Source organism: Paludibaculum fermentans, assembly GCF_015277775.1.
Taxonomy (GTDB): Bacteria; Acidobacteriota; Terriglobia; order Bryobacterales; family Bryobacteraceae; genus Paludibaculum; species Paludibaculum fermentans.
Window position 1 is genome coordinate 5,050,707 of record NZ_CP063849.1, and the last position, 22,485, is coordinate 5,073,191.

Annotated in this window: 21 protein-coding genes; 7 read left to right on the forward strand and 14 right to left on the reverse strand. The window is 64.4% G+C overall.

The annotated features are described in order from the left end of the window. Nucleotides 1-251: 251 nt before the first annotated feature. The 7 genes from motA to IRI77_RS19800 all read left to right on the forward strand — a co-directional run bounded on the left by motA (nucleotide 252) and on the right by IRI77_RS19800 (nucleotide 6,404). The gene (gene motA / locus IRI77_RS19770) at nucleotides 252-1,124 is read left to right on the forward strand and encodes a flagellar motor stator protein MotA (RefSeq protein ID WP_194446750.1); all 873 of its coding nucleotides are present in this window, start codon (nucleotides 252-254) and stop codon (nucleotides 1,122-1,124) included. Next, entirely contained in the window at nucleotides 1,121-1,963 is an 843-nt protein-coding gene (locus tag IRI77_RS19775) for a flagellar motor protein MotB (RefSeq protein ID WP_194446751.1), read from the forward strand. The genes motA and IRI77_RS19775 overlap by 4 nt, the downstream gene beginning before the upstream one ends. A gap of 33 nt (nucleotides 1,964-1,996) precedes the next feature. Continuing rightward, the gene (locus IRI77_RS19780) at nucleotides 1,997-2,872 is read left to right on the forward strand and encodes an SGNH/GDSL hydrolase family protein (RefSeq protein WP_194446752.1); all 876 of its coding nucleotides are present in this window, start codon (nucleotides 1,997-1,999) and stop codon (nucleotides 2,870-2,872) included. 129 nt (nucleotides 2,873-3,001) lie between these two features. Beyond that, complete coding sequence (locus IRI77_RS19785; RefSeq protein WP_194446753.1) at nucleotides 3,002-3,763, forward strand: tyrosine-protein phosphatase; 762 nt, start codon at nucleotides 3,002-3,004, stop codon at nucleotides 3,761-3,763. Between the two features lie 172 nt (nucleotides 3,764-3,935). Next, complete coding sequence (locus tag IRI77_RS19790) at nucleotides 3,936-4,403, forward strand: hypothetical protein (RefSeq protein WP_194446754.1); 468 nt, start codon at nucleotides 3,936-3,938, stop codon at nucleotides 4,401-4,403. A gap of 199 nt (nucleotides 4,404-4,602) precedes the next feature. Continuing rightward, a complete protein-coding gene (locus IRI77_RS19795) occupies nucleotides 4,603-5,430 on the forward strand; it encodes a PEP-CTERM sorting domain-containing protein (protein ID WP_194446755.1) in 828 nt (275 codons plus the stop codon). A gap of 224 nt (nucleotides 5,431-5,654) precedes the next feature. Further along, nucleotides 5,655-6,404 carry a YdcF family protein gene (locus IRI77_RS19800; RefSeq protein ID WP_194446756.1) on the forward strand — a complete coding sequence of 250 codons (750 nt, stop codon included), beginning with the start codon at nucleotides 5,655-5,657 and terminating at the stop codon, nucleotides 6,402-6,404. Here IRI77_RS19800 and IRI77_RS19805 read toward each other — a convergent pair. The 14 genes from IRI77_RS19805 to IRI77_RS19870 form a co-directional block, all read right to left on the reverse strand. Then, nucleotides 6,383-7,339, reverse strand: a complete 957-nt coding sequence (locus IRI77_RS19805; protein ID WP_194446757.1) for a GDP-L-fucose synthase family protein — start codon at nucleotides 7,337-7,339, stop codon at nucleotides 6,383-6,385. The genes IRI77_RS19800 and IRI77_RS19805 overlap by 22 nt on opposite strands. 11 nt (nucleotides 7,340-7,350) lie before the next feature. After that, nucleotides 7,351-8,388 (reverse strand): GDP-mannose 4,6-dehydratase, encoded by a 1,038-nt coding sequence (gmd, locus tag IRI77_RS19810; RefSeq protein ID WP_194446758.1) that lies wholly within the window; start codon nucleotides 8,386-8,388, stop codon nucleotides 7,351-7,353. Between the two features lie 44 nt (nucleotides 8,389-8,432). Further along, nucleotides 8,433-9,791, reverse strand: coding sequence for an O-antigen ligase family protein (locus IRI77_RS19815; protein ID WP_194446759.1), 1,359 nt, complete (start codon nucleotides 9,789-9,791; stop codon nucleotides 8,433-8,435). 100 nt (nucleotides 9,792-9,891) lie between these two features. Continuing rightward, nucleotides 9,892-11,367: an MraY family glycosyltransferase gene (locus IRI77_RS19820; protein WP_194446760.1), complete on the reverse strand. Its 1,476-nt coding sequence runs from the start codon at nucleotides 11,365-11,367 to the stop codon at nucleotides 9,892-9,894. Nucleotides 11,368-11,621: 254 nt separating this feature from the next. Beyond that, nucleotides 11,622-12,869 (reverse strand): glycosyltransferase family 4 protein, encoded by a 1,248-nt coding sequence (locus IRI77_RS19825; protein ID WP_194446761.1) that lies wholly within the window; start codon nucleotides 12,867-12,869, stop codon nucleotides 11,622-11,624. 45 nt (nucleotides 12,870-12,914) lie between these two features. Then, nucleotides 12,915-13,535 carry an O-methyltransferase gene (locus IRI77_RS19830; RefSeq protein ID WP_194446762.1) on the reverse strand — a complete coding sequence of 207 codons (621 nt, stop codon included), beginning with the start codon at nucleotides 13,533-13,535 and terminating at the stop codon, nucleotides 12,915-12,917. Nucleotides 13,536-13,589: 54 nt separating this feature from the next. Further along, a complete protein-coding gene (locus IRI77_RS19835; protein WP_194446763.1) occupies nucleotides 13,590-14,633 on the reverse strand; it encodes a GDP-mannose 4,6-dehydratase in 1,044 nt (347 codons plus the stop codon). Between the two features lie 199 nt (nucleotides 14,634-14,832). Then, nucleotides 14,833-15,759 carry a glycosyltransferase family 2 protein gene (locus IRI77_RS19840; RefSeq protein WP_228486219.1) on the reverse strand — a complete coding sequence of 309 codons (927 nt, stop codon included), beginning with the start codon at nucleotides 15,757-15,759 and terminating at the stop codon, nucleotides 14,833-14,835. Next, nucleotides 15,740-16,321, reverse strand: coding sequence for an LbetaH domain-containing protein (locus IRI77_RS19845; protein ID WP_228486220.1), 582 nt, complete (start codon nucleotides 16,319-16,321; stop codon nucleotides 15,740-15,742). The genes IRI77_RS19840 and IRI77_RS19845 overlap by 20 nt, the downstream gene beginning before the upstream one ends. An 18-nt stretch (nucleotides 16,322-16,339) precedes the next feature. After that, nucleotides 16,340-17,503, reverse strand: coding sequence for a glycosyltransferase (locus IRI77_RS19850; protein ID WP_194446764.1), 1,164 nt, complete (start codon nucleotides 17,501-17,503; stop codon nucleotides 16,340-16,342). Continuing rightward, complete coding sequence (locus IRI77_RS19855) at nucleotides 17,479-18,615, reverse strand: glycosyltransferase family 4 protein (protein ID WP_194446765.1); 1,137 nt, start codon at nucleotides 18,613-18,615, stop codon at nucleotides 17,479-17,481. The genes IRI77_RS19850 and IRI77_RS19855 overlap by 25 nt, the downstream gene beginning before the upstream one ends. Next, nucleotides 18,608-19,876, reverse strand: coding sequence for a glycosyltransferase family 4 protein (locus IRI77_RS19860; protein ID WP_228486221.1), 1,269 nt, complete (start codon nucleotides 19,874-19,876; stop codon nucleotides 18,608-18,610). The genes IRI77_RS19855 and IRI77_RS19860 overlap by 8 nt, the downstream gene beginning before the upstream one ends. Nucleotides 19,877-19,930: 54 nt before the next feature. After that, nucleotides 19,931-21,109, reverse strand: coding sequence for a glycosyltransferase (locus IRI77_RS19865; RefSeq protein ID WP_194446766.1), 1,179 nt, complete (start codon nucleotides 21,107-21,109; stop codon nucleotides 19,931-19,933). Nucleotides 21,110-21,114: 5 nt separating this feature from the next. After that, nucleotides 21,115-22,479, reverse strand: a complete 1,365-nt coding sequence (locus IRI77_RS19870; protein WP_194446767.1) for a hypothetical protein — start codon at nucleotides 22,477-22,479, stop codon at nucleotides 21,115-21,117. Between the last annotated feature and the right edge of the window lie 6 nt (nucleotides 22,480-22,485).

Sequence of the window (22,485 nt, forward strand, 5' to 3'; positions counted from 1 at the left end):
AGCTCAGCAACTATACCGTATTGTCCTGATTGGTTTGCGCCTTATCTGTTGACTAGCTTGACTTTATGCAGAACGAGCTACCTCAGGCCATCTGTAGCCGGCATTACCTTTCAGGCTCGCCGCCCTAATGAAAACTCCTAGCGGTGCCGATCATATGACTTCAAGTCTCGAGGCAAGAAACGGCGCGTGCCGTCCTAAAGCGTCGCGGGCATATCGAGATGCCTGGCGAATACTATACGTGAAGGTATTCTATGTTTGTGATTATCGGCATCATTGTTGTATTTGGCTGCATAGGCGGGGGTTACTTTTTAGAAAAAGGTAATTTCATGGTTCTGCTGCAGCCGGCTGAACTCCTGATTATTGGTGGGGCGGCCGTGGGGTCGGTACTGATTGCCAATCCGTTGAGCATCTTAAAGAAGTTGGTAAGCAGCGGCCTGCAGGTCTTCAAAGGATCGCGCTACACCGCGACGGTATACCTGGACACGTTGCGTTTCCTGAGTGAGTTCTTCGACGCGGCGACGCGGCGCGGCCTGGTCAGCCTGGAGGACGACGTGGTGGATCCTTCGAAGAGTGCCCTCTTCCAGAAGCACCCCACGATTACCAAGAACCCCGAGGCGCTCTACTTCTTCTGCGACACGATGCGCAGTGTCCTGATTGGCGGCATCGCGCCGCATGACATCGACCACATCATGGAAGCGGACCTTGAGATTCTGCAGAAGAAGAGCAAGGCGCCGGCGGCGGCGCTCTCGACGATGGCCGACAGCCTGCCCGGGTTGGGCATTGTCGCGGCGGTGCTGGGTGTCGTCATCACCATGGGCGCCCTGGGCGGACCGCCCGAAGAGATCGGCCACAAGGTGGCGGCGGCGCTGGTTGGCACGTTTCTGGGCATCCTACTTTGTTACGGATTTGTGGGACCGATTTCGCAGAACATCAAGAAGCAGGTGGACGACCAGAGCGAGTATTTCTCGTGCCTGCGGATGGCCCTGCTCTGCTATGTGAAGGACATTCCGCCGGCTCTTGCGCTGGAGGCGGCGCGGCGCTCGATTCCGCACAACGTGCGTCCGACCTATGAGGCGATGGATAAGGCCTGCCGTGCGGCCAGGGGTGCGGGAGTCGCAGCATGAGTGGCCATGGCAAAGATCAGCCGATCATCATTATTCACAAGCATGCCGAGCATGACGAAGAACATGGCGGCGCCTGGAAGGTGGCTTACGCCGATTTCGTGACGGCCATGATGGCGCTCTTCATCGTGCTGTGGCTGCTGAGCTCCAGCGAGAGCGTGAAGAAGGCGGTGGGCGGGTATTTCCTGGATCCGACGGGCAAGGGCAAGCAGGTTGGCTCCAGCAATGTCGGCGCCGGTGAAGTGGCACGGTTGAACCGCAACGACATGCATCAACTGAAGGACAAACTGGAGCAGGCGATGAAGCAGACTCCAGCCTTCGAGAAAATGGAAAAGCAGGTAAGGATTACACAAGGCGCGGAGGGGTTGCGGATCGACCTATTGGAGACGCAGAGAGGCGTCTTCTTCCTGACGGGATCGCCCAGTCCGACCAAGGAGGGAGTGGAACTCGTCCAGATGCTCGCCTCCGAGCTCAAGAAATTGCCTCACAAAGTTGCGATTGAGGGTCACAGCGACTCGGCGCCGTTCGGGGAAGGCGAGTATTCCAACTGGGAGTTGTCCTCCGACCGCGCGAACGCCGCCCGGCGTATTCTGAGCGCCAACGGAATTTCGGACGACCGGTTCAGCCAGGTGCGTGGCTTTGCCGACCGCAGGCTGCTGCTGAAGAACGAGCCGATGAATCCGACCAACCGGCGCATCTCCATCATTGTCCGCAACATCGGACTGGATGAGATGGAGGAGATGGGGCGCGAGGTTCCACTCTCCGGCGCTGGAGCGGCCGTGGGTGAGAAGAAAGAGGCGGAAGGCGCCAAGAAAGAACCGGAAGCCGCGAGCCATCATTGACCGGGGCCCGGCCGGGCCATCGAGACCTGTAAGATGATCTTGATTCCCATGCCTCCGCGGTCTCTGTTCCTCGCTTCTCTCCCGCTCGTTTCCGTGCTGTTGGGCGGAACGGCCTTCGGCGCTCAACCGGGTGTGCCGGGCTACGACCGGCTGTATGTCTTTGGCGACAGCTACTCCGACTCGGGGGCGGGCTATATCGACGGCGATGGGCCGACCGCGGTGGTCTATCTGGCCCGGCACCTGGGCCTGAACCTGGTACCGGCCCCCAGCCGCGAGAATCCTCAATCCAGCCTGAATTTCGCGGTCAGCGGGGCGCGGACAGACCGCGGCGCGGGCCACCGGATCGAGGGAGCCCTGCTCGGCTACGGCATGCGCAACCAGATCGAGGACTTTGAGGCCGGAGTCCGAGCACACAGGATCGAGTTCAACCCGGGGCGCGCGCTATTCTTCATCGCCGGGGGGCTGAACGACTCGCGCCTGGCGACCACCACAACGATCGAGAACCTGAAGGAGGAGATCAGAATTCTCCACTCCGTGGGCGCGCGCCGCTTTATGCTGGCGCTGCTGCCCATGTCCCTGCCGAACTTCAGCCAGGTGGGGCGGCGCCTCAACCCGGACCTGGCGCGGATCCCGCAGGAGATCCGGACGGAGTTCCCGGACGTACAGATCGCACTGAGCAGTTGGGGCCTATTCATGGACTACGTGATGCGCGATGCAGTGGACTACGGCATCGAGAACACCACGTCGGCCTGTGCCGGCCGGGCGATCTTCCATGAAGACGCTACCCCCTGCCAGCAGCCGTCGACCTATTTCTACTACCACGCCGGGCATCCGTCGACCGCCGTCCACCGCATCGTGGGCGGCCAGTTGTACGAGGAACTGCTCAGCGCGGGGCCGAAACCGGAGTAGGCGGACGTTTGGGGGCCGGGCGGTAGCCAGCCGATCCACCATGGATTAGCCCCGCATTACAGCTGTATATCACATGTCACACCTGGTAATTCGAACTCAATGGCACCCGGCGGCTAGACTGAAATCGTGGTGGACCTTCACTCACATATCCTGTTCGGCATGGACGATGGGGCCCGCACGATCGACGACAGTCTTGCGATGGCGAAGATGGCGGTCGCGTGCGGAACTACCGACATCGTCGCCACTCCTCACGCCGACAGCCAGTACCGTTACGATCCAAAGCTGGTGGAGGAGCGGCTGGAGCAGGTCCAGAAACTCATCGGCACGTCCCTGCGGATGCACCGTGGCTGTGACTTTCACCTGAGCTACGAGAACATCCGCCTGGCGTTGGAGAAGCCGAATCGCTACTCCATCAACGGCCGCGGCTATCTGCTGGTGGAGTTCTCCGACACCCTGATTATGAGCTCCACGGAACAGATCTTCTCGGAACTCATGTCCGCCGGCCTGGTCCCGATCGTCACGCATCCTGAGCGCAATCCGCATCTGGTCAAGGACATAAAACGCCTCACCCGCTGGGTGGAGCGGGGCGCCTTCCTGCAGGTGACGGCGCAGAGCCTGCTGGGCAAGTTCGGGCCGGCCGCACACCGCTGCTGCGTCAGCCTGCTGGATGCCGGGCTGGTGCATTTTGTCGCCAGCGACGCCCATGATACCCAACGGCGGCCGCCGCGTCTGGATCTCGCCCGCAACTACCTGATGCAACGCTACGGCCCCGAGTACGCGGAACTCCTGCTGGAGATCAACCCGCGCAGCGTACTGGACGGCCGGGCGCTGGACCCGGGCCCCCTGGTCCTGCCGGAAGCGCCGAAACGCTGGTACCAGTTCTGGCGTTAGACCTTCGCGCGGAAGTCTTTCATTTGACGGAGCGGGCCTGTCTTACGCTCTCCCGTATGACATATGAAGGACACTAAAGTCTTTAGAATCTGCAATTTATAGCTTGCAGCAACCCCTCTCTGAACGTAAGATTGAGTCTGTTGTTGATTTCTTCTATAAGGAGGACGTGTCGATGCGCAATTGGGCAGTACTGGTACTGCTATCGGCCGCTGCGGTGATCGCACAGGCGGCGGCTCCGGTCGCAACGGCGTCTAGCGGGGAAGATTTTTCGCTGAAAGGCGCGGCGGCTCCGGTCGCTGGTGTGCCTTCGTACCCTGTCATGGCAGGTGATGAGATCCAGGCAGGCAGCGCTTCCACCGTATTGAAGTTCAAGGATGGCAGCACCGTCACGCTGGCTCCGCACGCCAGGGCTCGCGTGGAAGATGGCGGTTCACAAGTGGCTGTACGCCTCCTGTCCGGCGGCGGCACTTACTCATTCAGCCAGGCGGGTTTCGTACAGCTCTACGCCGGCAGCAAGTCCGTGCCGACACCTGGATCCACCGGGCAGTTCGCGCTGGAATCAGCGCGTGTTTCCACACCTTCGGCTCGCATCGCGGAACCCTCGTTGGTGACTCCGCCCGCCATCAGCCGTCGACGCTAGTTCCCGTCGTTCGCCCGGCTTTCCCCAGCCGGGCGGCGGCCAACCCTTGAAGCGGCAATTACAAAACACAATCGCAGTTGGTCGAGAGCGTTAGACGGGCCCAAGGGACATCGAATCCCGGGGCAATCCAGTCGGCGGCCGGCCAACACAGCAACAAGCAATTGAGGCTTGGAGATTTCTGATCGGGAGGAGTGAATTCATGATTCGTTTCGCTTTGGCGTTCCTGCTTGCCCCCATGGCCATGATGGCCGCAACCATTTCCGTGAACGTCTACGCTGCGCTGGGCCCGAGCCCTTACCCCGGCGAATCGCCCTCGTATGGCACCGCTTATCCGCAGGCCGGCACCTATGCCACCACGGTACAGGACGCATTGCAGGCGGGCGGAACCGACAGCGGAGACATCAACACGTCACCGACGGCGTTCAACAAAGTCACTTCGGTGAATGCGTCGGAGATTCTGACCAGTGCCGGCGCTTACAACATGTGGCGCGGCAACCTGAATCCCACCGGCAATTTCGCGAACGAGACGGGCACCTTCCTGTTCTTCCCGTTTTCGATCACCGTAACGGGCGGCCAGGTAGCGCTCTCGGATATTACGTTTACGCAGACCTTCAGCAACCCGACGCTGCAGGCGGCTTACGGAGTGAATTACGTCTACTCCGCCGCCGATATTTACTCGTTTGAAGAGATGGGCTTCGTGAACCCCAGCACGTACTTGACCGGCGGTGAGGGCGCCAGCACACCGGTGGATGGCATCTTCAATACCGGCGGATTCTTCGCTTTCGCATATAACGCCACCGCCAACGGCGGCGTAACGCCCAATCAACAGGTCGCCAATACGCTGGCCGCCATCGCGGCCTTCGGCAACTACACGATCAAGACTTGCGTTTCCGTCGGCACCCAGGCTTCGAGCTGCGCGGAGGTCGCGGTCAACGCGCCGCCCCAGGCGATCCCGGAACCGGCCTCCTATGCGCTGATGGGCGCAGGACTGCTGAGCCTGCTCGCTTTCCGCCGCAAGCGCGCCTAGCGGGCGGTTGCCGACCGGAAGGGTCTTCACCTTCCGGATGTCCGCCGGACGATCCCACCAAGGGGTGTCCACCGGCGGTGGCAAAGCGGCCTGGTCGATGCGAATCGATTCTCCCAAAAAGAAAGGGTCTGCCTTCCGGGGCAGACCCTTTTTTGTACCCTGAGATCGAGGGCGCGATCCCGCCCAGACTGTTACTTATTCCCTAAGACCCCGGAGGAGTCAGTTTGCCGCTCTGGACCCACAAGGTTCTGATAGTCCCCTTCCTGCCCCTCGGCTTCTGTTTCTGGACAGTCCTGCTGGGTCTCGTGCTCCGCCGGCGGTGGCTGGCCTGGATGGGCGCAGGGGTGCTTCTGCTGAGTTCGCTCGGCGTCGTGGGGGACCGACTGCTGGTCGCGCTGGAAGATTCCTACCCGCCGGTGAGTATCGCGAATTGCCCCGCGGCCGATGCCATTGTCGTGCTGGGCGGCATGGTGCGGCAGGAAGCTCCGGCCGGCGCCCTGGAGTGGAACGATTCGGCCGACCGGTTCGAGCGCGGGATCGAGCTCTTCCAGGCGGGCAAGGCCCCGGTGATCGCGTTTACTGCGGCCCGCATCGCGTGGCGGCCGGAGGTCACCGAGGGAGAGTTATTGCGCGGCGAGGCCTTGCGCCGCGGGTTGACCGCGGAGCAGGTCGCCGTCACCAGCGATCGGGTGGAGAATACGGCGGGCGAGGCTCGGGCGATCAAGTCGATGATGGGCCAACGCGGCTGGCGGCACGTCATCCTGGTCACCAGCGCCTTTCACATGCGCCGGTCGATGCAGCTGATGCGGAGCGCGGGCGTGGAGTGCACGCCCTTCCCTTCCGACTACCAGGCGCGGCGCCTGGCCCCGCCCGAGGCGGCGGATTTCCTGCCGCAAGCCGAGTCGCTGGCCAAGACGGAACGTGTGCTGCGGGAGTGGTTCGGGATCCTGTTCTACGCGGTACGCGGCAAATAGCCGGCTTGCTCCAGCAGCCCCTGGTACCAGCCGTAGGTCTCACGCAGCCCCTGCTCCAGCCCGATCTTTGGCGCCCAGCCGAGTGAATGAAGTTTCGAGCTATCCAGCAGCTTACGTGGTGTCCCATCCGGCACGGAGGTGTCGAACCGGATGGGCGCCGCGCAGCCCACAACCTGCCGGACCATTTCAGCCAGGGCGCCGATGCCGATCTCCTGGCCGCTGCCGACGTTCACTGGTTCCTCGCCGTCGTAGCTTCTCATCAGGAAGAGACAGGCGCTGGCGAGGTCGTCGACATGCAGAAACTCGCGCTTGGGTGAGCCGGTACCCCACACGACGACCTCAGTGGCTCCAGCCAGCTTAGCTTCGTGGAATTTGCGGATGAGGGCCGGCAGCACGTGCGACGCCTGCAGGTCGAAGTTGTCTCCGGGGCCGTAGAGGTTCGTGGGCATGAGGCTGATGGCGTCGAAGCCATACTGCCGCCGGTAGGCCTGGCACATCTTGAGGCCGGCGATCTTGGCGATGGCATACCACTGGTTGGTGGGTTCCAGCGGACCGGTGAGCAGATGCTGCTCCTCAATCGGCTGCGGCGCCAGCTTGGGATAGATGCAGCTGGAGCCCAGAAACAGGAGCTTCTTCACGCCATGCCGGCGCGCCGCCTCAATGACGTTCGTCTGGATCTGTAGATTCTCGGTCAGGAACTCGGCCGGGCGGGTATTGTTCGCCATGATGCCGCCCACGCGGGCGGCGGCCAGAAAGACGTACGCGGGCTTGCGCGTCTCAAAGAACCGCTCCACCGCCTGCTGATTGCAGAGATCGGTCTCCTGCCGCGTGGCAGTCAGGAGATTGGAGTGTCCGGCCGCCTGCAGGGCCCTGACAATGGCCGACCCCACCAGCCCGCGGTGCCCCGCGACAAAAATCGAATCAGTTGAGTTCATCTCTGTCCGCCCTATCCCAATACGGTCGCGCCCACATGGCCGGCCTGCCGAAGGGTCTCTTCGCGGCGGGCCAGTTCCAGGTCGTTGGAAGTCATCATCCGCACGAGTTCGCGGAAGTTCACGGCCGGTTTCCAGCCCAGGCGGGTGCGCGCCTTGGTGGAATCGCCGAGCAGGTAATCGACCTCGGCCGGGCGGAAGTAGCGCTGGTCGATCTCGACGACGGACTTCCAATCCATGTCCAGTTCCTCAGCCGCCGCGTCCAGGAATTCGCGGACCGAATAGGCTTCCCCGGTCGACACGACAAAATCGTCCGGCTGCGACTGCTGCAGCATCATCCACATCGCCTTCACATAGTCACCGGCGAAGCCCCAGTCGCGCCGGGCTTCCAGGTTGCCGAGAAACAGTTTCTCCTGCAGCCCCAGCTTGATGCGCGCCAGCGCCCTGGTGATTTTGCGCGTCACGAACGTCTCACCGCGGCGCGGCGACTCGTGATTGAACAGAATCCCGTTGCACACGAACATGCCGTACGACTCGCGGTAGTTCACGCCATACCAGTGGGCCGCCACCTTGGACACAGCGTAGGGGCTGCGTGGATGAAACGCCGTGCCCTCGCTTTGCGGAGGCGCCGCCGCGCCGAACATTTCGGATGAGCCCGCCTGGTAAAACCGTACGCGGCGCCCCGTATTCTCGCCGTAGTCGCGTACCGCCTCCAGCAGCCGCAGCGTGCCGGTGGCCACGACATCGGCGGAGTACTCGGCCTGATCGAAGCTCACACGGACGTGGGACTGGGCCGCCAGGTTATAGATCTCGTCGGGCATCGACGCCTCGAGTACGCGGCGCAATCCGGTGCCATCCGTCACATCACCGTAGTGCAGCTTGAGCCTCGAGCCGCCGTCGTGCGGATCTGAGTAGATGTGGTCCAGCCGCCCCGTGTTGAAGGTCGACGCCCGCCGGATCAAGCCCGAAACGTGATATCCGGCGCTGAGCAGAAACTCGGTCAGATACGATCCGTCCTGCCCCGTGATGCCCGTAATCAATGCTCTCTTCAAGTCGATCTCCTCAATGAGTTAGTGTCGAAGAACATCCAGCCTTCTCAAGAAGCTGTTCCTGGCCGGGAACGCAGGCCGGGGCTGGCCGCCAAACCGCACAGCCACCCCGCGACCAGAGCGTTCGCCGGAATGTACATATTGAAATCCACCAGGCTGTGCAGCAGCAGTGTGCTCAGTGCGCCGGCCAGGCCCACCGCCAGTTCCCAGTGGGTGGAGCCCGGTTCCAGCACGACCACCCGCACAAGGCCTGTCGCGATCCACAGCAGCAGTGCCGCTCCGATCGCGACGCCCACGGCGCCCAGTTCGGCGGTCGCCTGTAAATAGTCGTTATGCGCGAAGTCCACGGTCTGCATGGGCGCCACCTGCTTGTACCGCAGGAACGCCGTTTCGTAGGTACCCAGCCCGCTGCCGGTCACCGGGTAGGCCGCGATGAGGGTCCGGGTATCCCGCCATATTTCGCGCCGCGTGTCCTTGGAGATCTCATCCGTCTCGGCGAAGCTGGCGAACCGGCGGATCAACTCGTCCGTGGGCAGATAGACCGCCGCCAGCGCCGTACCCAGGCTCACAATGACGACAGGCGCCACCCAGCGCAGGCTGCGCTTCCGGCCGTACCCGGGCTCGGCGCTTGTACCCAGCACCAGCACGCCGGCCAGCAACAGGCCCATCAGGGAGGCCATGAAGCCCATGCGCGAGAGCGAAAACACCACCCCCACCAGCAGGCACGCCGCGACGCCAAGCAAGCCGCAGGCCGCCAGCGCCGGACCGGCCGGCCGCTCATGCCGCGTCTGTCCCCTGCGCCACACCGACAGGGCCCACAACGCGGCCAGGGGCAGCGCCATCTCCAGCAGCCCCGCGAAGTGATTGCGGTTGACATACGTCCCTACGGACGAATCCGCCACGCCGGTTTCGCCTCGCCCGATCGACCACTGCGCCAGCCCCAGGACGCTCTCCAACCAAGCCACCCCGATCACGGGTGCGGCCGCCAGCCACATCCGGTCTCTCCACTGCCAGCCCAACTCCCTGGCCAGGACAAAGGCGGCCAGGGCGGGCAGCATGTTCAGCAGCCACTCCCAGGTAGCCCGCGGAGCCACGCTCAACGGCAGCCAGCCCGTCACGCCCGCAGCCCGGGCGGTTTCCAACCGGGCGGGACTTAGGGCTCCGACAAAGCCGGGGGGCAGCGGGAGGATCTGGAATACCATCCAGCCCGCCAGCGCAGCGGAGAGGGCCAGAATGACTCCGCCGCCGGGCGCCAGGTCTCTTCGCGGGGTTGCCAGCAGGTAGACAGTGGAGAGTACGCCCATCGCGGCCGCACACCAGATCCACTGCGCCGGCCACACTCCGCCCTGCAGAAACACACCGGCCGCCAGCACTGCGGTCAACCCGATCAGCAGGACCAAGCGCATACACGCTCCCTTGCTCCAGCTTGAGCCCAATACGAAAAGGGCCCTCCCGGCGGGAAAGCCCATCGTAACAGGTCAGAACTTGCGTGGAATTCCGCCGACATCAGTCCGCGGCGATCTCGTCAATGCCGCCGACCACCGCCGCGCGAGCCCGGTGTTTGCCGGCCTCTACCAGCACCCGCACCCCTGGCCATTCGCCCACGGGGAACTGCCCCAGGGTGCTCCAGAGCACCTCGGCGAAGGGCGCCAGCAGTTGCACGGTCTTATCCGATCCATAGCCGTGCCAGATCTTCACCTCTCCTCGCTCACCCAGCGGCACCGTCACCCACCAACCCGGCTGATGGTCGACGTCGCTCATAAACTCCTGCCCATCGACGCGCAGGCAACTACCCTGGAAACCCATTTCCAGGCAGCTCGCCTCCAGTGCGACCCAGTACTCTCCGGCTGAGCGCGCGGACTCCAGCCGCAGCCGGGCCGACCGCAGCGCCAGTTCCGCATTCAGCACACGCCGGAACGAGCCACGAAACAGCAGGCGGCTGGCCATGTTCAGCTCGACGTAACCCAGGCTCTGGATGCCGACCCACGCCACGGCGCAGAACAGCACCAGCACCAGGCCGGCGAAAGGATTCGTACTGGTGCTGCCGATCAGGGCGCAGCCCGCACCGACGCCCGCCGCGCCATAGAGCACCAGGACCGCCCGGCGGGTCGTCATACCCATGTCCAACAATTTGTGGTGAATATGCCCGCGGTCTGCGCCGAATATCGGCTGATTTCTCAGGAATCGTCTGACAATCGCCAGACTCGTGTCCAACAACGGCACGGCGAAGGCCATCAGCGGAGCCGTGATCCCCAGGATGGTGGCCGCCTTCTGGCTCCACAGAATGCCGTAGCAGCCCAGCAGGAACCCGATGGTGTAGCTGCCGCTGTCACCCAGGAAGATCGAAGCCGGGTTGAAGTTGTAGCGCAGGAAGCCCGCCAGAGCGCCGGCCAGCGGTACCGTGGCCAGCACGAGGGCGTAGTTGCCCTGCATCAATCCGGCCGCCAGCGTGGTGAGGGTCGCGAACAGACCCACGCCGGTGGCCAACCCGTCCACACCGTCGATCAGGTTGAACGCGTTCGTGCAGAACACCAGCCAGAAGAGCGTCACCGGGATGCTCCACCACCAGGTATCCAGCCCCCGTCCGTGCAGCGCCATCACGCGCACACCGCCCCAGAAGGCGAGGCCCGCCGCCGCGAATTGCAGTGCGAACTTCGGCCACGGCTTCATGCCGCGCAGGTCGTCGTACAAACCAACGGCGAAGATCAACCCCGCCGCCGGCAGCAGCCGGATCACCTGCCACAGCTCGTTCCAGACGATGGCCCCTCCGTGGAACCGCAGCAGCAGAAGCGCGGAAAAGGCGACCAGGTAACCGAAGGCGATCGCGATGCCGCCTACCCTTGGAATGGCCTCTGTATGGATCTTGCGCCCACCCGTGGGCGAGTCCACCATGCCATTGCGCCGGAAGACGTCCCGCACCACCGGAGTGGTGAGCAGCGCAACGAGAAACGACACGACTGCCAGAAAAAGGATGGAGTACATTTTCTTGAAGAACCGCCGCCTGAGAAGTACCGCGCGGGTCTCCTCCGAGGCGCGGCTGCCGGGCAATCCCTAAAGAAACTATAACCTGAAAATCTTTAAATGAACCTAGTAAATCGAAGTAACCGGCACCGTATTTCACATTAATTCAGAGGCTCGTCTGTCACCTGCGTGACGCTCGTCATGCCGCCGTTCAAGTAGGCGGAAAGTCACACGGCGCAGGACAGGGATTCTCCCAACTGTGACACGCCGTACATCTAAACGAGCTCTTCCGGCTCCGTCACGGCGCTGATCAACTTTCGCCGTTCCGCTTCGGCCCGGATTTCCGCCTTCACGGGCAGCCCCAGGTAGTCCAGGACTCGCGTCACGCCGATGGGCAGGTCATAGTTGCGCTCGAATACCGCCCGGGCACGCCGGCCCGACGCTTCGACTTCCTCGGGATGCGCCTGCAGCCAGGCCAGCAACGCGGCCAGCGACGCGGCATCGCCCGGCTCCACCTGCCAGCCCACACGGTGCTCGGCAATGATCCGCGCGGGTGTCGCCGCCGCGGGCCCCACAAAGAGCACAGGCCGGCCGGCCGCCAGAATTCCGTAGGTTTTGCTGGGCACCACCGTCCCGCATGTCTCCGGGATCTGCGTCACCAGCCCGACATCGCTGGCGCCGAATGCAGTGGCCAGGTCGCCGCGCGCCGCATAGCCGCCGAACTGCACATTCGCGAATCGCCCTTGCGCCCAGTTGCGCAGCGCGCCCATGCGCGGGCCGCCGCCGCTGAAGCGAAAGCGGTACCGCTGCGGGAAATCGTCCTGCTCGCCGGCCATTCGCTCTACCGCCCGCTGGAAGGTGTCGAAATCGTGGGCCAGGCCGGCATTGCCGGAGTAGAACACCTTCAGCCGGCCGTCGCGCGCAAACTCCATCGGCCGGATCTCCGCGCCGTCGGCCCAGTTGTCCGCCTCAAACATCAGCGCCCGTGGAATCCCACGCGCCGCCAGCCGGTCCGTCATGCACGGGCCCAGCACCAGGATTCCGTCAGCCCGCCGCCGCGGGCCATCGGCGAACCAGCCCACCATGCGGTCGAACGCGCCGCCGGACCGGAACAACCCGAGGGAGGTCGCCACGTCAGGATAGACGTCCATCTCCCAGAGGAAGTGCCGCGAACCGCGCAGCCGTTGGGCCGCCCACCCGATGAGCCCCAGCAGCGGAGGCGTCGTCATCGTGATCACCACATCGGCGCGTGGACCGGACAGGATCCGCCAGGCGGCGCCGGCATAGAACCCGGCATAGCTGGCCAGCTTCTGCAGCTTGCCGTGGCCAAACCGCGAGGTGCCGACACGGACCACGTCGACACCCTCCGGCGGCAACCCTCGAGCTCCGCCATCGGGTGTGTAGCCGCCGGCCGCGCAGACGACGGAGACCCGGCCATCGACGGCCCGCACCAGATCCGTCAGAATCTGGCTCGTCGCTGCCTCATCCGGCCAGAAGAACTGATTCGCAAATCGGATATTCACTGTTTCGATCCCGCATCACGCCACCCGGCTGGACGGCGCAGGCGCTCACTTCTCGAACACAACGATGCTGGTCTCCTGCGCAAAGAACGATCCGGCGGCGTAACCGGGAAAGCGGAATACTCTCGCGTCCGGCAGCTTGTCCAGATCGCGGTCGACCTCCAGCAGATCGCCGCCATGCCGGTCCTTGTCCGTGTTGTCGATGATGGCGATCAAGCCCGGCCGCCGGCGCTCGAGCAGTTGCCGGTAGCAGGCCAGCCGGTGACGCCCGTCGACCGTGATGATGTCGAAGTAGTCCTTCTCGAACGCCCCGATCTTCTGGACGTAATCCTGGCCGGAGAGATGATAGAGGGAACCGCGCCGCAGCTTCTTCCTGACGATGTCCGCCCATTGCGCGTTGTCTTCGACCGCGTGCACCTCGAAGCCCTGCTGGTCATACCAGAGGGTGGACATCCCGCTGCCCCATTCAAACACCCTCATCCCGGGCCGGACCTGCTTCTTCAGGAACCGGAAGGCATCGCTCGTAATCCATGGCCGCACCAGCAGGTGCGAACAGACGACCCGGCTGATCGCCGTGCCCAGCGCGAACCCGGCATCGGTGACACCGCGCACCGACTGCACTCCGCACTGCCCTTTTTCGTCAAAGATCCGCCTGCGCAGATTCAGCATAGTTCCTCCATTTCCACTCCGTCTCGTCGACCCTCTTCGCCAAAGCAGACAACCCTACTTCGGGCAGCCCTTGCGGACCGGAACGCTGGCGGCGGACTGCCCGCACTGGTCCGCCAACGCCCAAATGTCCGCGGCACTGTCTTCCGACTCGATCTTCCATTGCCGGTACCACTCGACCGTGCGCCGGATCCCTTCGCCAAAACGCACCTTTGGCCGGTAGCCCAACATGGATTCCGATTTCCTCAGGTCGGCGTAGGTGATCGGAACGTCACCGGCCGGAACCTCCATCCGCTTGAGCTTCGCCCGCTTGCCCGTAGCCTTCTCGATCTCCGCCACCATCTCGTTCAACGTCACCGGGGAGGAATTGCCGAGATTGAAAACCTCGAAGCTGCACTCCAGTGAAACCGCGGCGCGAATGCCGTCCACCGTATCGGAGACGTACGTGTAGTCGCGGCCCATCGTGCCGTCGCCGAAGATCGGGATCTCCCCGCCCTCTTCCACCAGTTGGATGAACTTGCGAATCGCCAGGTCCGGACGCTGCCTGGGTCCGTACACCGTGAAGAACCGCAGGCACACCAACTGCATTCCATAAAGATGGGCGTAGACGTACGCCAGCTTTTCACTCGCCAGCTTCGTCCCCGCATAGGGCGAGATCGGCCGCAGGTCCGGATCGTCCTCCTGGAACGGGACGCGCTCTGTCACGCCATACACGGAACTGGACGAGGCCAGCACGAACTTCCGCGTACCCGCCCTCTTCGCGGCTTCCAGCAGCAGGACCGTCCCTGCGCAGTTCACTTCCGTATACAGCACGGCCTGCTCCAGCGAGGGACGCACGCCGGCGCGCGCCGCCAGGTGCACCACCGCTTCAGGCCGGAACTCCTCAAAGGCCCGTCCCACCAGCGCCGCGTCGCGGATATCCCCGCGGTACACGGCCGCATTGCCACTCCTCTGCACGATCGCCAGGTTTTGTTCCTTGAGGCGGGGATCGTAGTATTCGTTCAGGTCATCCAGAATGGCCACTTCCTGCCCTTCCTTCAGCAGGCGTTCAGCGACGTGCGACCCGATAAATCCCGCTCCACCAGTAATGAGAATTCGCATGGTCCTCAGCTTTGTTTTGATTTGAATGTCATCAACAACAGCGCACTTCTCACCGCATCTCCGCGTCCCCAAAACGCTGAGGTCAACAACTTCCTCCTCCGAGTACCCCGTCCCTCCTTCGTACCGCCCGTCTCCGAAGCCGCCCCGGCCCCAACCACCGGCGCAACGACCAATTGCGCCTGCTGACCGCCGCCGCCCGCTACCGTGCGCCGCCGGCCCTCAACTGCAGCTCATACAACTTCGCTCGTGCTTCCCGGATGTAGTTCGCCCGCAACTGGCTGGCGATCAGGCCGCGCCGGCCTTCCAGAAAACCCAACCGCACCACATAGTGATAGAGGAACCACATGGCCCCTTCGCCCGGCATGCGGATCACCAGCGACTTCACAAACCGCCGGAACTCCTGCGCGTTGCCGGTCGCCCGAGCCGCAATCGCCTGATGCCCCCAGCGGCCGGACTGCAGATACTGGTGCCGCACGGCCGCCTCCCAACTGGCGTAGTGCGCGTGCTTGAGCGAGTAGGCATCCAAGCCCTTGAAATCCTCGTGAATCAGGGGCGTGTGAAACCGGCCCACCGCGCCCTGCACGATCAGCCGCTCGTGCACCTCCATGTCCTGCGCCTTCGGCGGATTCGAGAGCAGATCCTCAAAACGCGCCTGCCCTCGCCTGAACAGCAGAACCGCCGAGTGGGAGAATCCGCCAAACCGGAAGCGCCGCCCCAGGAAGTGGAACTCCTTCTTCGCGAGGTAAGCCGTGGCCGGCGCCGCGGAGTTCATGGCCGCTCGAACCTCGGCCCACAGGGCCGGCGGCATCACTTCATCCGCATCTACCAGCAGCACCCACGGAGTCTGGATCCTGTCCTGATCCAGCACCCACTGCCGCTTCTTGGGATAACCGCCCGGATACTGAAACTGCACCACCTCGGCGCCCATCGCGGCCGCAATCCTCGCGGTGCCGTCGGTGCTGTTCGAATCCACCACCACGACATGCGCCGCCGGCGCCAGCGCTTCCAGGCAGCGGCGCAGGTTCGCCTCTTCGTTGCGCACGGCGATCAGCGCCGTCACCGGCAACTTGTCCGCCGCCAGCGAGCCCGCGCTGCTCTTCACTGCTTCAGTCCAGGTCATCTTCATACGCCCTCGCCTTGATCACGCGCGCCGGATTCCCGGCCGCCACCACCCACGGCGGCACATCCTTGTAGACCGACGACCGTGCCCCCACCACCGCGCCTTCGCCCACCTTGATCCCCGCCGTGATGAAGACATCCGCCGCCACCCAGGCACGGGCCCCGATCTCAATCGCGGCCGGCCGCAACGGCATCGATGATTTCGTGTGGTCGTGCGTAGCTCCGCACAGGTAGCTGTATTGCGACACGGTGGCGTATGCCCCGATGCGGATGCCGCCCACGTTGTAGCAGTCGACCGACGGCCCCAGGCAGGCATGTGGGCCCATCTCCAGCAGCCACGGCGCCCATACTTTGGCGGTGGGATAGACGTGCACCCCCGGCCCCAGCTTCGCGCCGAAGCAGCACAACACAAAACGCCGCCACCCATGCAGGATCTTCGGCGTCGGCCGGACCAGCAGGTGCCAGGCGACGCCCCACACCGCCCGCATCACCTTGTTCCGCAGGCCATGAGGACTCGGAAAGGGATCCTTCCCCGCCGTCCGCTCCATCTGTGGTGCAGCGCTGCGCACTGAGATTCCCTGCGGCACTTATGCGTCCATCACACACGCGGGCCGCGGGGCACGGCCCAGAATCCACTCATAGACACCCACCATCTCCCGCGCCACGCGCTGCCACGTGAAGCGCTGCTCCACCAGCACCCGGCCGCGCGCGCCCATCTGCGACCGCGACTCGTCGCTCATCTCCAGCAGTTGCTTCAGCCCTTCGCCTTCCGTGGTGATGCGCACGGCCGCGCCGGTTTCGAAGCCTTCCGTCAGGTTGCATTCGTCCGTCATGGCCACGGGCACACCGTACGACCAGGCCTCCAGCACAGCCACAGGCAGGCCCTCGCTGAACGACGGCAGTACAAATGCATCCGCGTTGCGGAAGGCCGCTGCCTTGGCCGCACCGAACGTCGGCCCCGCGAATGACACCCGGTCCGCTATGCCCAGCGACTCGCTCAACCGCCGCAACTCCGCCTCGTGCCCGTTCTGATCCCAGCCCGCCACCACCAACCGCCAGCCCGCCGGCCGTTCCCGCCCCCACATGCGCAGCAGGCCCGGCAGTCCCTTCTTCGCATGCAGGCGCCCCAGGAACAGGCAGGTCCGGTCGCCGCTGCCGTGCCTCGCCCCAGCAGTCGCTTCCACTTCCGCGGGGCTGCCCTCTTCCGGAGCATCGACCCCATTCGGAATGACGCATACCGGGTTCTTCAAACCGAACGACCGCATCGCGGCGGCCTCCTGCAGATTCAGGGCTCGCAGGCAGGTGGCATTCTCCAGGTGCTTCCGCTCGTAAAGCAGGGACACCAGTTGCTTCTTCCACCCCGAGTTCCTCACCGCCCACGGGTCCAGCATGCCGTGGGTCGAGATCACATAGGGCCGCCTCGTCCTCCGGTGCCACGTCAGGGCAGCCACAGACGGATACATCCATATCCCGTGGACATGCAGCAGGTCCGGATGCCAATCCTCCAGCCGCTGCTCCCACCCCGGGCTGTAGCCGAAAGACTTCGGCCCCTTCAGGTCGCTGGTAGCCACCGGAATCGTCGACCAGGCGGAGGAGTCCTCGCGCGAGAACTCGTCGGCCGTCGCCAGCACCAGCGTCTGCCACGGCTCCGGTGCGGCATGTACATACTCGGTCAGCCGCCTCACTGAGTGGTGCAGCCCCCCCGCGTTCCTCGAAATCGACGCAGTCAGTACCCCAATTTTTCGGCGCATATCAGCTTCGAAACCTCTTCCGCAAAGTGATCCGGCGTGAACTCCGCAATAATCTCCCTCGACCTCTGACCCATGGCGGCCCGCTCTTCCGGTGACAACTGCGTCACCGCCCACAACTGCTCAGTCAGGGCCTGTACATCCTCGGGGTTAAAGAGCCAGCCATTCCCGCCGGGCTCCACCAGGTCGTCCACACAGCCGCAGCGGTCCGACACGATCACGGGCAACCCGGCGGCCATGGCCTCGTTCACCACCAGGCCCCAGGGCTCGCTCATGCTGGGCAGCACGAAGCACTGCGCCCATGCGTAGCAGGGCAGCAGGTCGGCAGCCGGACGCGGGCCGAGGAAATGGACCGCATCGGCAACTTCCGACTGCTCCACCCCTTCGTGCAGGGATTTCGCATCCGGACCGCCGCCGACAATCACCAGCTCCCACTGCCCGCCGCCCAACCGGTACCGGGCAAACGCCGCCAGCAGCCGGATGAGATTCTTCTCCTTCGACAGCCGGCCGACGTAGAGAAAGTAGTCTTGCGGCAAGCCCTGCCCAGCCCGATCGCCCAGCCGCCGGATCCGCTCGCACCCGCTGGCGAAGAAGTCGTTGTCGACAACGTCATAGCGGTAACACATCTTGAAACCCGCACCGGCCAGGGTCCGGACATAGGCGGCGGCTCGCTTGCCGGCCACAAATCCGCCCGCGAACAACGCACGGACGATCGCGCCTTTCACACTCTCTTTCCAGCCCTCACGCCCCCGGTCCACTTCGGTGGAGTCGCTCATCAGCACCGCCGCCGCGCCGTTGCGTTTGGCCCACACTGCCGCCGTCAGGGCCGCCGCGTTTGAGTAGCCCGGCACCAGCACCACTTCGGGCCTCGCTTCGGAAAGCGCGCGCCACACGCCGGCCACCACGCCGCGGGCCACTCCGCCTTCCGCCACTCCGGGAAACACCGTCCGCACCGGAAGCCCCTCGGGCTGTACCTGCCCCTGCCATCCGCGCAGGCTCTCGCGATCGTAGAGTTGAATCGCGCTCAGCTCGAACACCCGGTTCAACGCCCACAAGCGGGCCACGTGGTAGGGACCGAACGTGCTCCACAACACGGCCAGCCGCCGCTTACCCAAGCAGGGCCTCCGTCAGCCGTTCTCCATATTTCGCCACCGTAAAACTCTGCGCCCGCAGCAGGGCCTGCTTCGACATCGATTCCAGCAATCCGTCATGCTTCATGAACTTCTCCAGCCGCCCCGCTATGGCGTTGCCATCGCGCACAGGCACCACAAACCCGTCCACCCCATCCCGCACCACGCTGCCCGCGTTCGGCGTGGTGATCACCGGCAGCCCCGCGCCCAGCGCTTCATAGCAAACCGTGGCCGACCCCTCGCACAGGCTTGGCAGCACAAAGACATCGGCCCAATCCCAATGCCGCTTCATCTCCGCCCGTGGCACGGAACCCAGCACCTGCACGTGCCCCGGCAGGCCGGCAAGACGGTCGGCGCTGACATCGATGGAGCCAATCAAACGGAACTCGCAACTGTCCGCGCCAAACAGTTCGGCGGCGGCCAGCAGATAGGGGACTCCCTTCCTCAACCCGACGGTCCCCACGAAGAGCACACGCAGCGGGCCACGCGGCTTCTGCCGCACCCGGCCCGGCGGGCAATCCACACCGTAAGGCACAACTACGCACTTCTCCCACGGGCCGCCCGCTTCGCGGATCCCTTCCCTGACAAATTCGGAGCCGCACACAATCACCTGGGCGGCGTTCCATTCGGCGGCTTCCAGGGCGCCAAATTCCCGCAGCAGCCCGTTCTCCTCAAAGCCGCCGGAACCCCATTGACCGTGCCGTGTCCACTCTTCCCGCATGAGCCTCGCTTCCACTTCCGTCGGCGCAATCGTCTGCTCCATCACGGCTCGCAGGCCGCGCTGCCGCGCCGACTCCAGCACGCTCAACCCAGCGGAGTTGAAGGTGTACACACCCCGGGCTTCACCCAGCCCCTGCCGCAGCACCAGTTCGTTGAAACGCGCGCCGGCCCACAGGTGTGCGGCGGTCATCTGCTCCGCGCTTCGTGCCTGCCTGCGCTTCTGGACGTACTCCCAGCCAAAGCCGGTAAACGAGGTCAACTGCTCGTGCGGCACGCCGCGCGGAATCCGGCCCTTTAGCCTTCGGACGCCCGGCGGCAGCACGCCGTTCGGCAGCCATTTCAGTAGCCGCGGCCAGCCTTGCACCGCGCAAATGTCCGTGAATAGCCGCGCCAGTTGCCCTTCCGCCGCCAGGATGCGCGGCACCGCATAGTGCATCCTCGCACCCAACTGGGCGACCACAAACGGAGCCCGCACCCTGCCCGCGCCTGCCGTCGCGCACGGCTCCGTACTCTGCGTTCGAATCATCGCTACCAGATCTCCCCGAGACCAATCGCTGCGCCGCTATCCAGGCCGCTCCGCTTAGCCGTCCACCAACACGGCTCGCCCCTTCGCGATGCCCGGCGCCGGCTGCGTCAGGCGGGTCAACACCGCGTCGGCCTGTGCTTCATACGCCAGGTCGGTGCTGGCCACGTGCGCCAACCGAGCGCGCCGGGCCGCCATCTCCGCATCCGGCACCCCGCCGATGCGCGTGATCCGCGACGCGATCTCCACCGGGCTGTAAGGATCCGCGACCTCACCCAATTGGTATTTCAGGGTGAGCAGTTCAAACCCCGGAAAATTGCTCGCGATCACCGCCAGCCCGCAGCGCAGATACTCTGTCAGCCGGCCTGGCGCCTGGTGAAAGTGCCCGATGCCGCTGTTGGGGTAGAGCAGCACACCGATGTCACTGGCCGCATAGAGCTTCAGCAACTCCTCAAAGGTCAGCTCCGGTAGCTGCAGGATCCGGCCCTCCAGCCCGATGCGCCGGGCGTGCTCAGCGCACTGCCGGCCCTCCCGGTCGTTCTCATCGCCTCCGCTGAAGATCACGCGATAGTTGAGCGGCATTCGAGCCAGGGCGTCCAACAATTCCGGAGACATCCGCCCCGGGCTGTACGGCCCGCCCGCCACAATCAACCGCGGCTGCTCCGCGCCGCGCAGGCCGGACTTCTCGATCAACTCCTGGCGGTAGGCTTCGTCCCGTTCGGGCACGGGCCACCAGCGGGGCAGCGCCGTCCGGATCACCTCGGTCATGCGGTTCAGCCGGAAGATGCTGGCCAGCGCCCGCCCGCGTCCGGGATCGTTGCTGATCACCCAGTCGCTGTTGCGCGCCATCAGCCGCTCGAACGTCTCATAGAACAGGTGCTGTCCCGGCCCGACGAAATCCTGCGTGTGATAGATGGTCGTCCGCTCGCCGTGCCCCAGCGCGAACCACAGCGCCATCGGTGTCTGCTGGGCGCCTTGCACATACAGGACAGCCGGCCGGAACTCCTTCAGCGCCCTCCGCACAGCCGCCAGGTAGCGGGGGACCGCAAGCGGGCCGCCCTTCGGCACCAGTTCGTAGCGGATCCGCCCGTCCTGCAGGGCCCACTCCGGAACGCTTTCGCGGCCCCACTGCACACACAGTACTTCGTGACCGTTTCTGGCAAACCAGAGCGCGGCCATATGATGATGGGGCGCCCGCACCCCATCCAGGGAGTAACCAAGAAACAGGATCCGCATTGGCTTCATGGGCGCACGGCACCCGCCAGCGCAGGACTGTGCAGCCCATTCGGCGGGTACAGATTCCTCGGCCGCCCCGCCCCTTCAGCCGGACGTACACGCCGCAGCGGACGCCGCACCGTGCAATAGCGGCAGGCCAGCCATAGGATGAGGAACTGCGGCACCTGCATCGCCAACCCCAGGAAGATCGCTCCATACGCAATGGCCGCCGGCACGGTCACCAGGAAGCACATGGCGATCACGGCCCGGCCGCTCTGCCGCTCGTTCGCCTGGTCTCGAATCCTCCGGAAGGCGGCACCCAGGCCGTACATCACCAGGAACCCCGCGAAGGAGAACTGCGAAAAGACGTCCGCATAGCCGTTCTTCGTCGTGTAGAACGTGACCGGGACTCCGTATACTTCCGCCACCCAGTCGTTGCTCACGCCATCGCCGATGCGCAGCTTGTCTTTCAAATCGTGGCCAATCAGCGATCCGGGCACGTAGAGTTCCACCAGGCTGTTGTAGATGGTCTCGTACCCCCACTCGTAGCGGCCGCGCTGATACCGCGCGCCGATCACCAGCATCGATTCCGCCACCTCCAGCACCTTGTCCTGCTTGCCGCTGAAGATCTCCTCGACAATCTCGCCCAGGGGCTTGTCGCTGATCGCCTGCGCCGCACCGCCCGCTTCGCTGAAGCGGTCCCTCCAGAAAGGGAATGCGTACACGACAACAAAACAGGCTGCCCCCGCCAGCACGAGCATGGAGCGCGGCGGCCGCACATGGCGGCGCTGCAGCATCCACGGAACCACATAGATCAGCGGCAGGACGATGGTGGCGGAACGGCGTCCGGCATTGATGATGGAGAGAAAAGGAAACACAGAGGCGCACAGCGCCATGACCAGTTGATAAGGACGCCGCGACCGCACAAACGAGATCACCATCAGGCTGATGCCCGGCAGCGCAATGGTCGACAACGTGTACCAGTAGACGGGCCAGCCGCGCCACTCCTTGATGTCGCCCATCCGGTAAAGCTGGAAGGATCCCAGCGATCCGGTGGCTCCGCACGCAAACCCGAGCCAGAACAGGCGGCGGTCCTTGATCTCCCAATACCAGGGCATCTTGCGGGGCGCTTTCGTCTTGCCGCCGTACCCGTAGTAGAGCGCCAGCGAGCACAACAGCACCATCACGCTATGCACCCAGAAGGCGTCATCCGGCACCTTCGTCGGGTTCGCCGCCGTCACATACATCTGCGGGCACAGAATCAGCACCATGCCCGTCGCATACAGGAACGGCGCCTCGATGATTCTGCGGGTGTCGATCAGCCCCCAGATGATGCCCCATGCGGCGAGTCCGCAAATCAGCACCAGCCAGGCGAGTCTGTCAGGTGGCACGGCGGC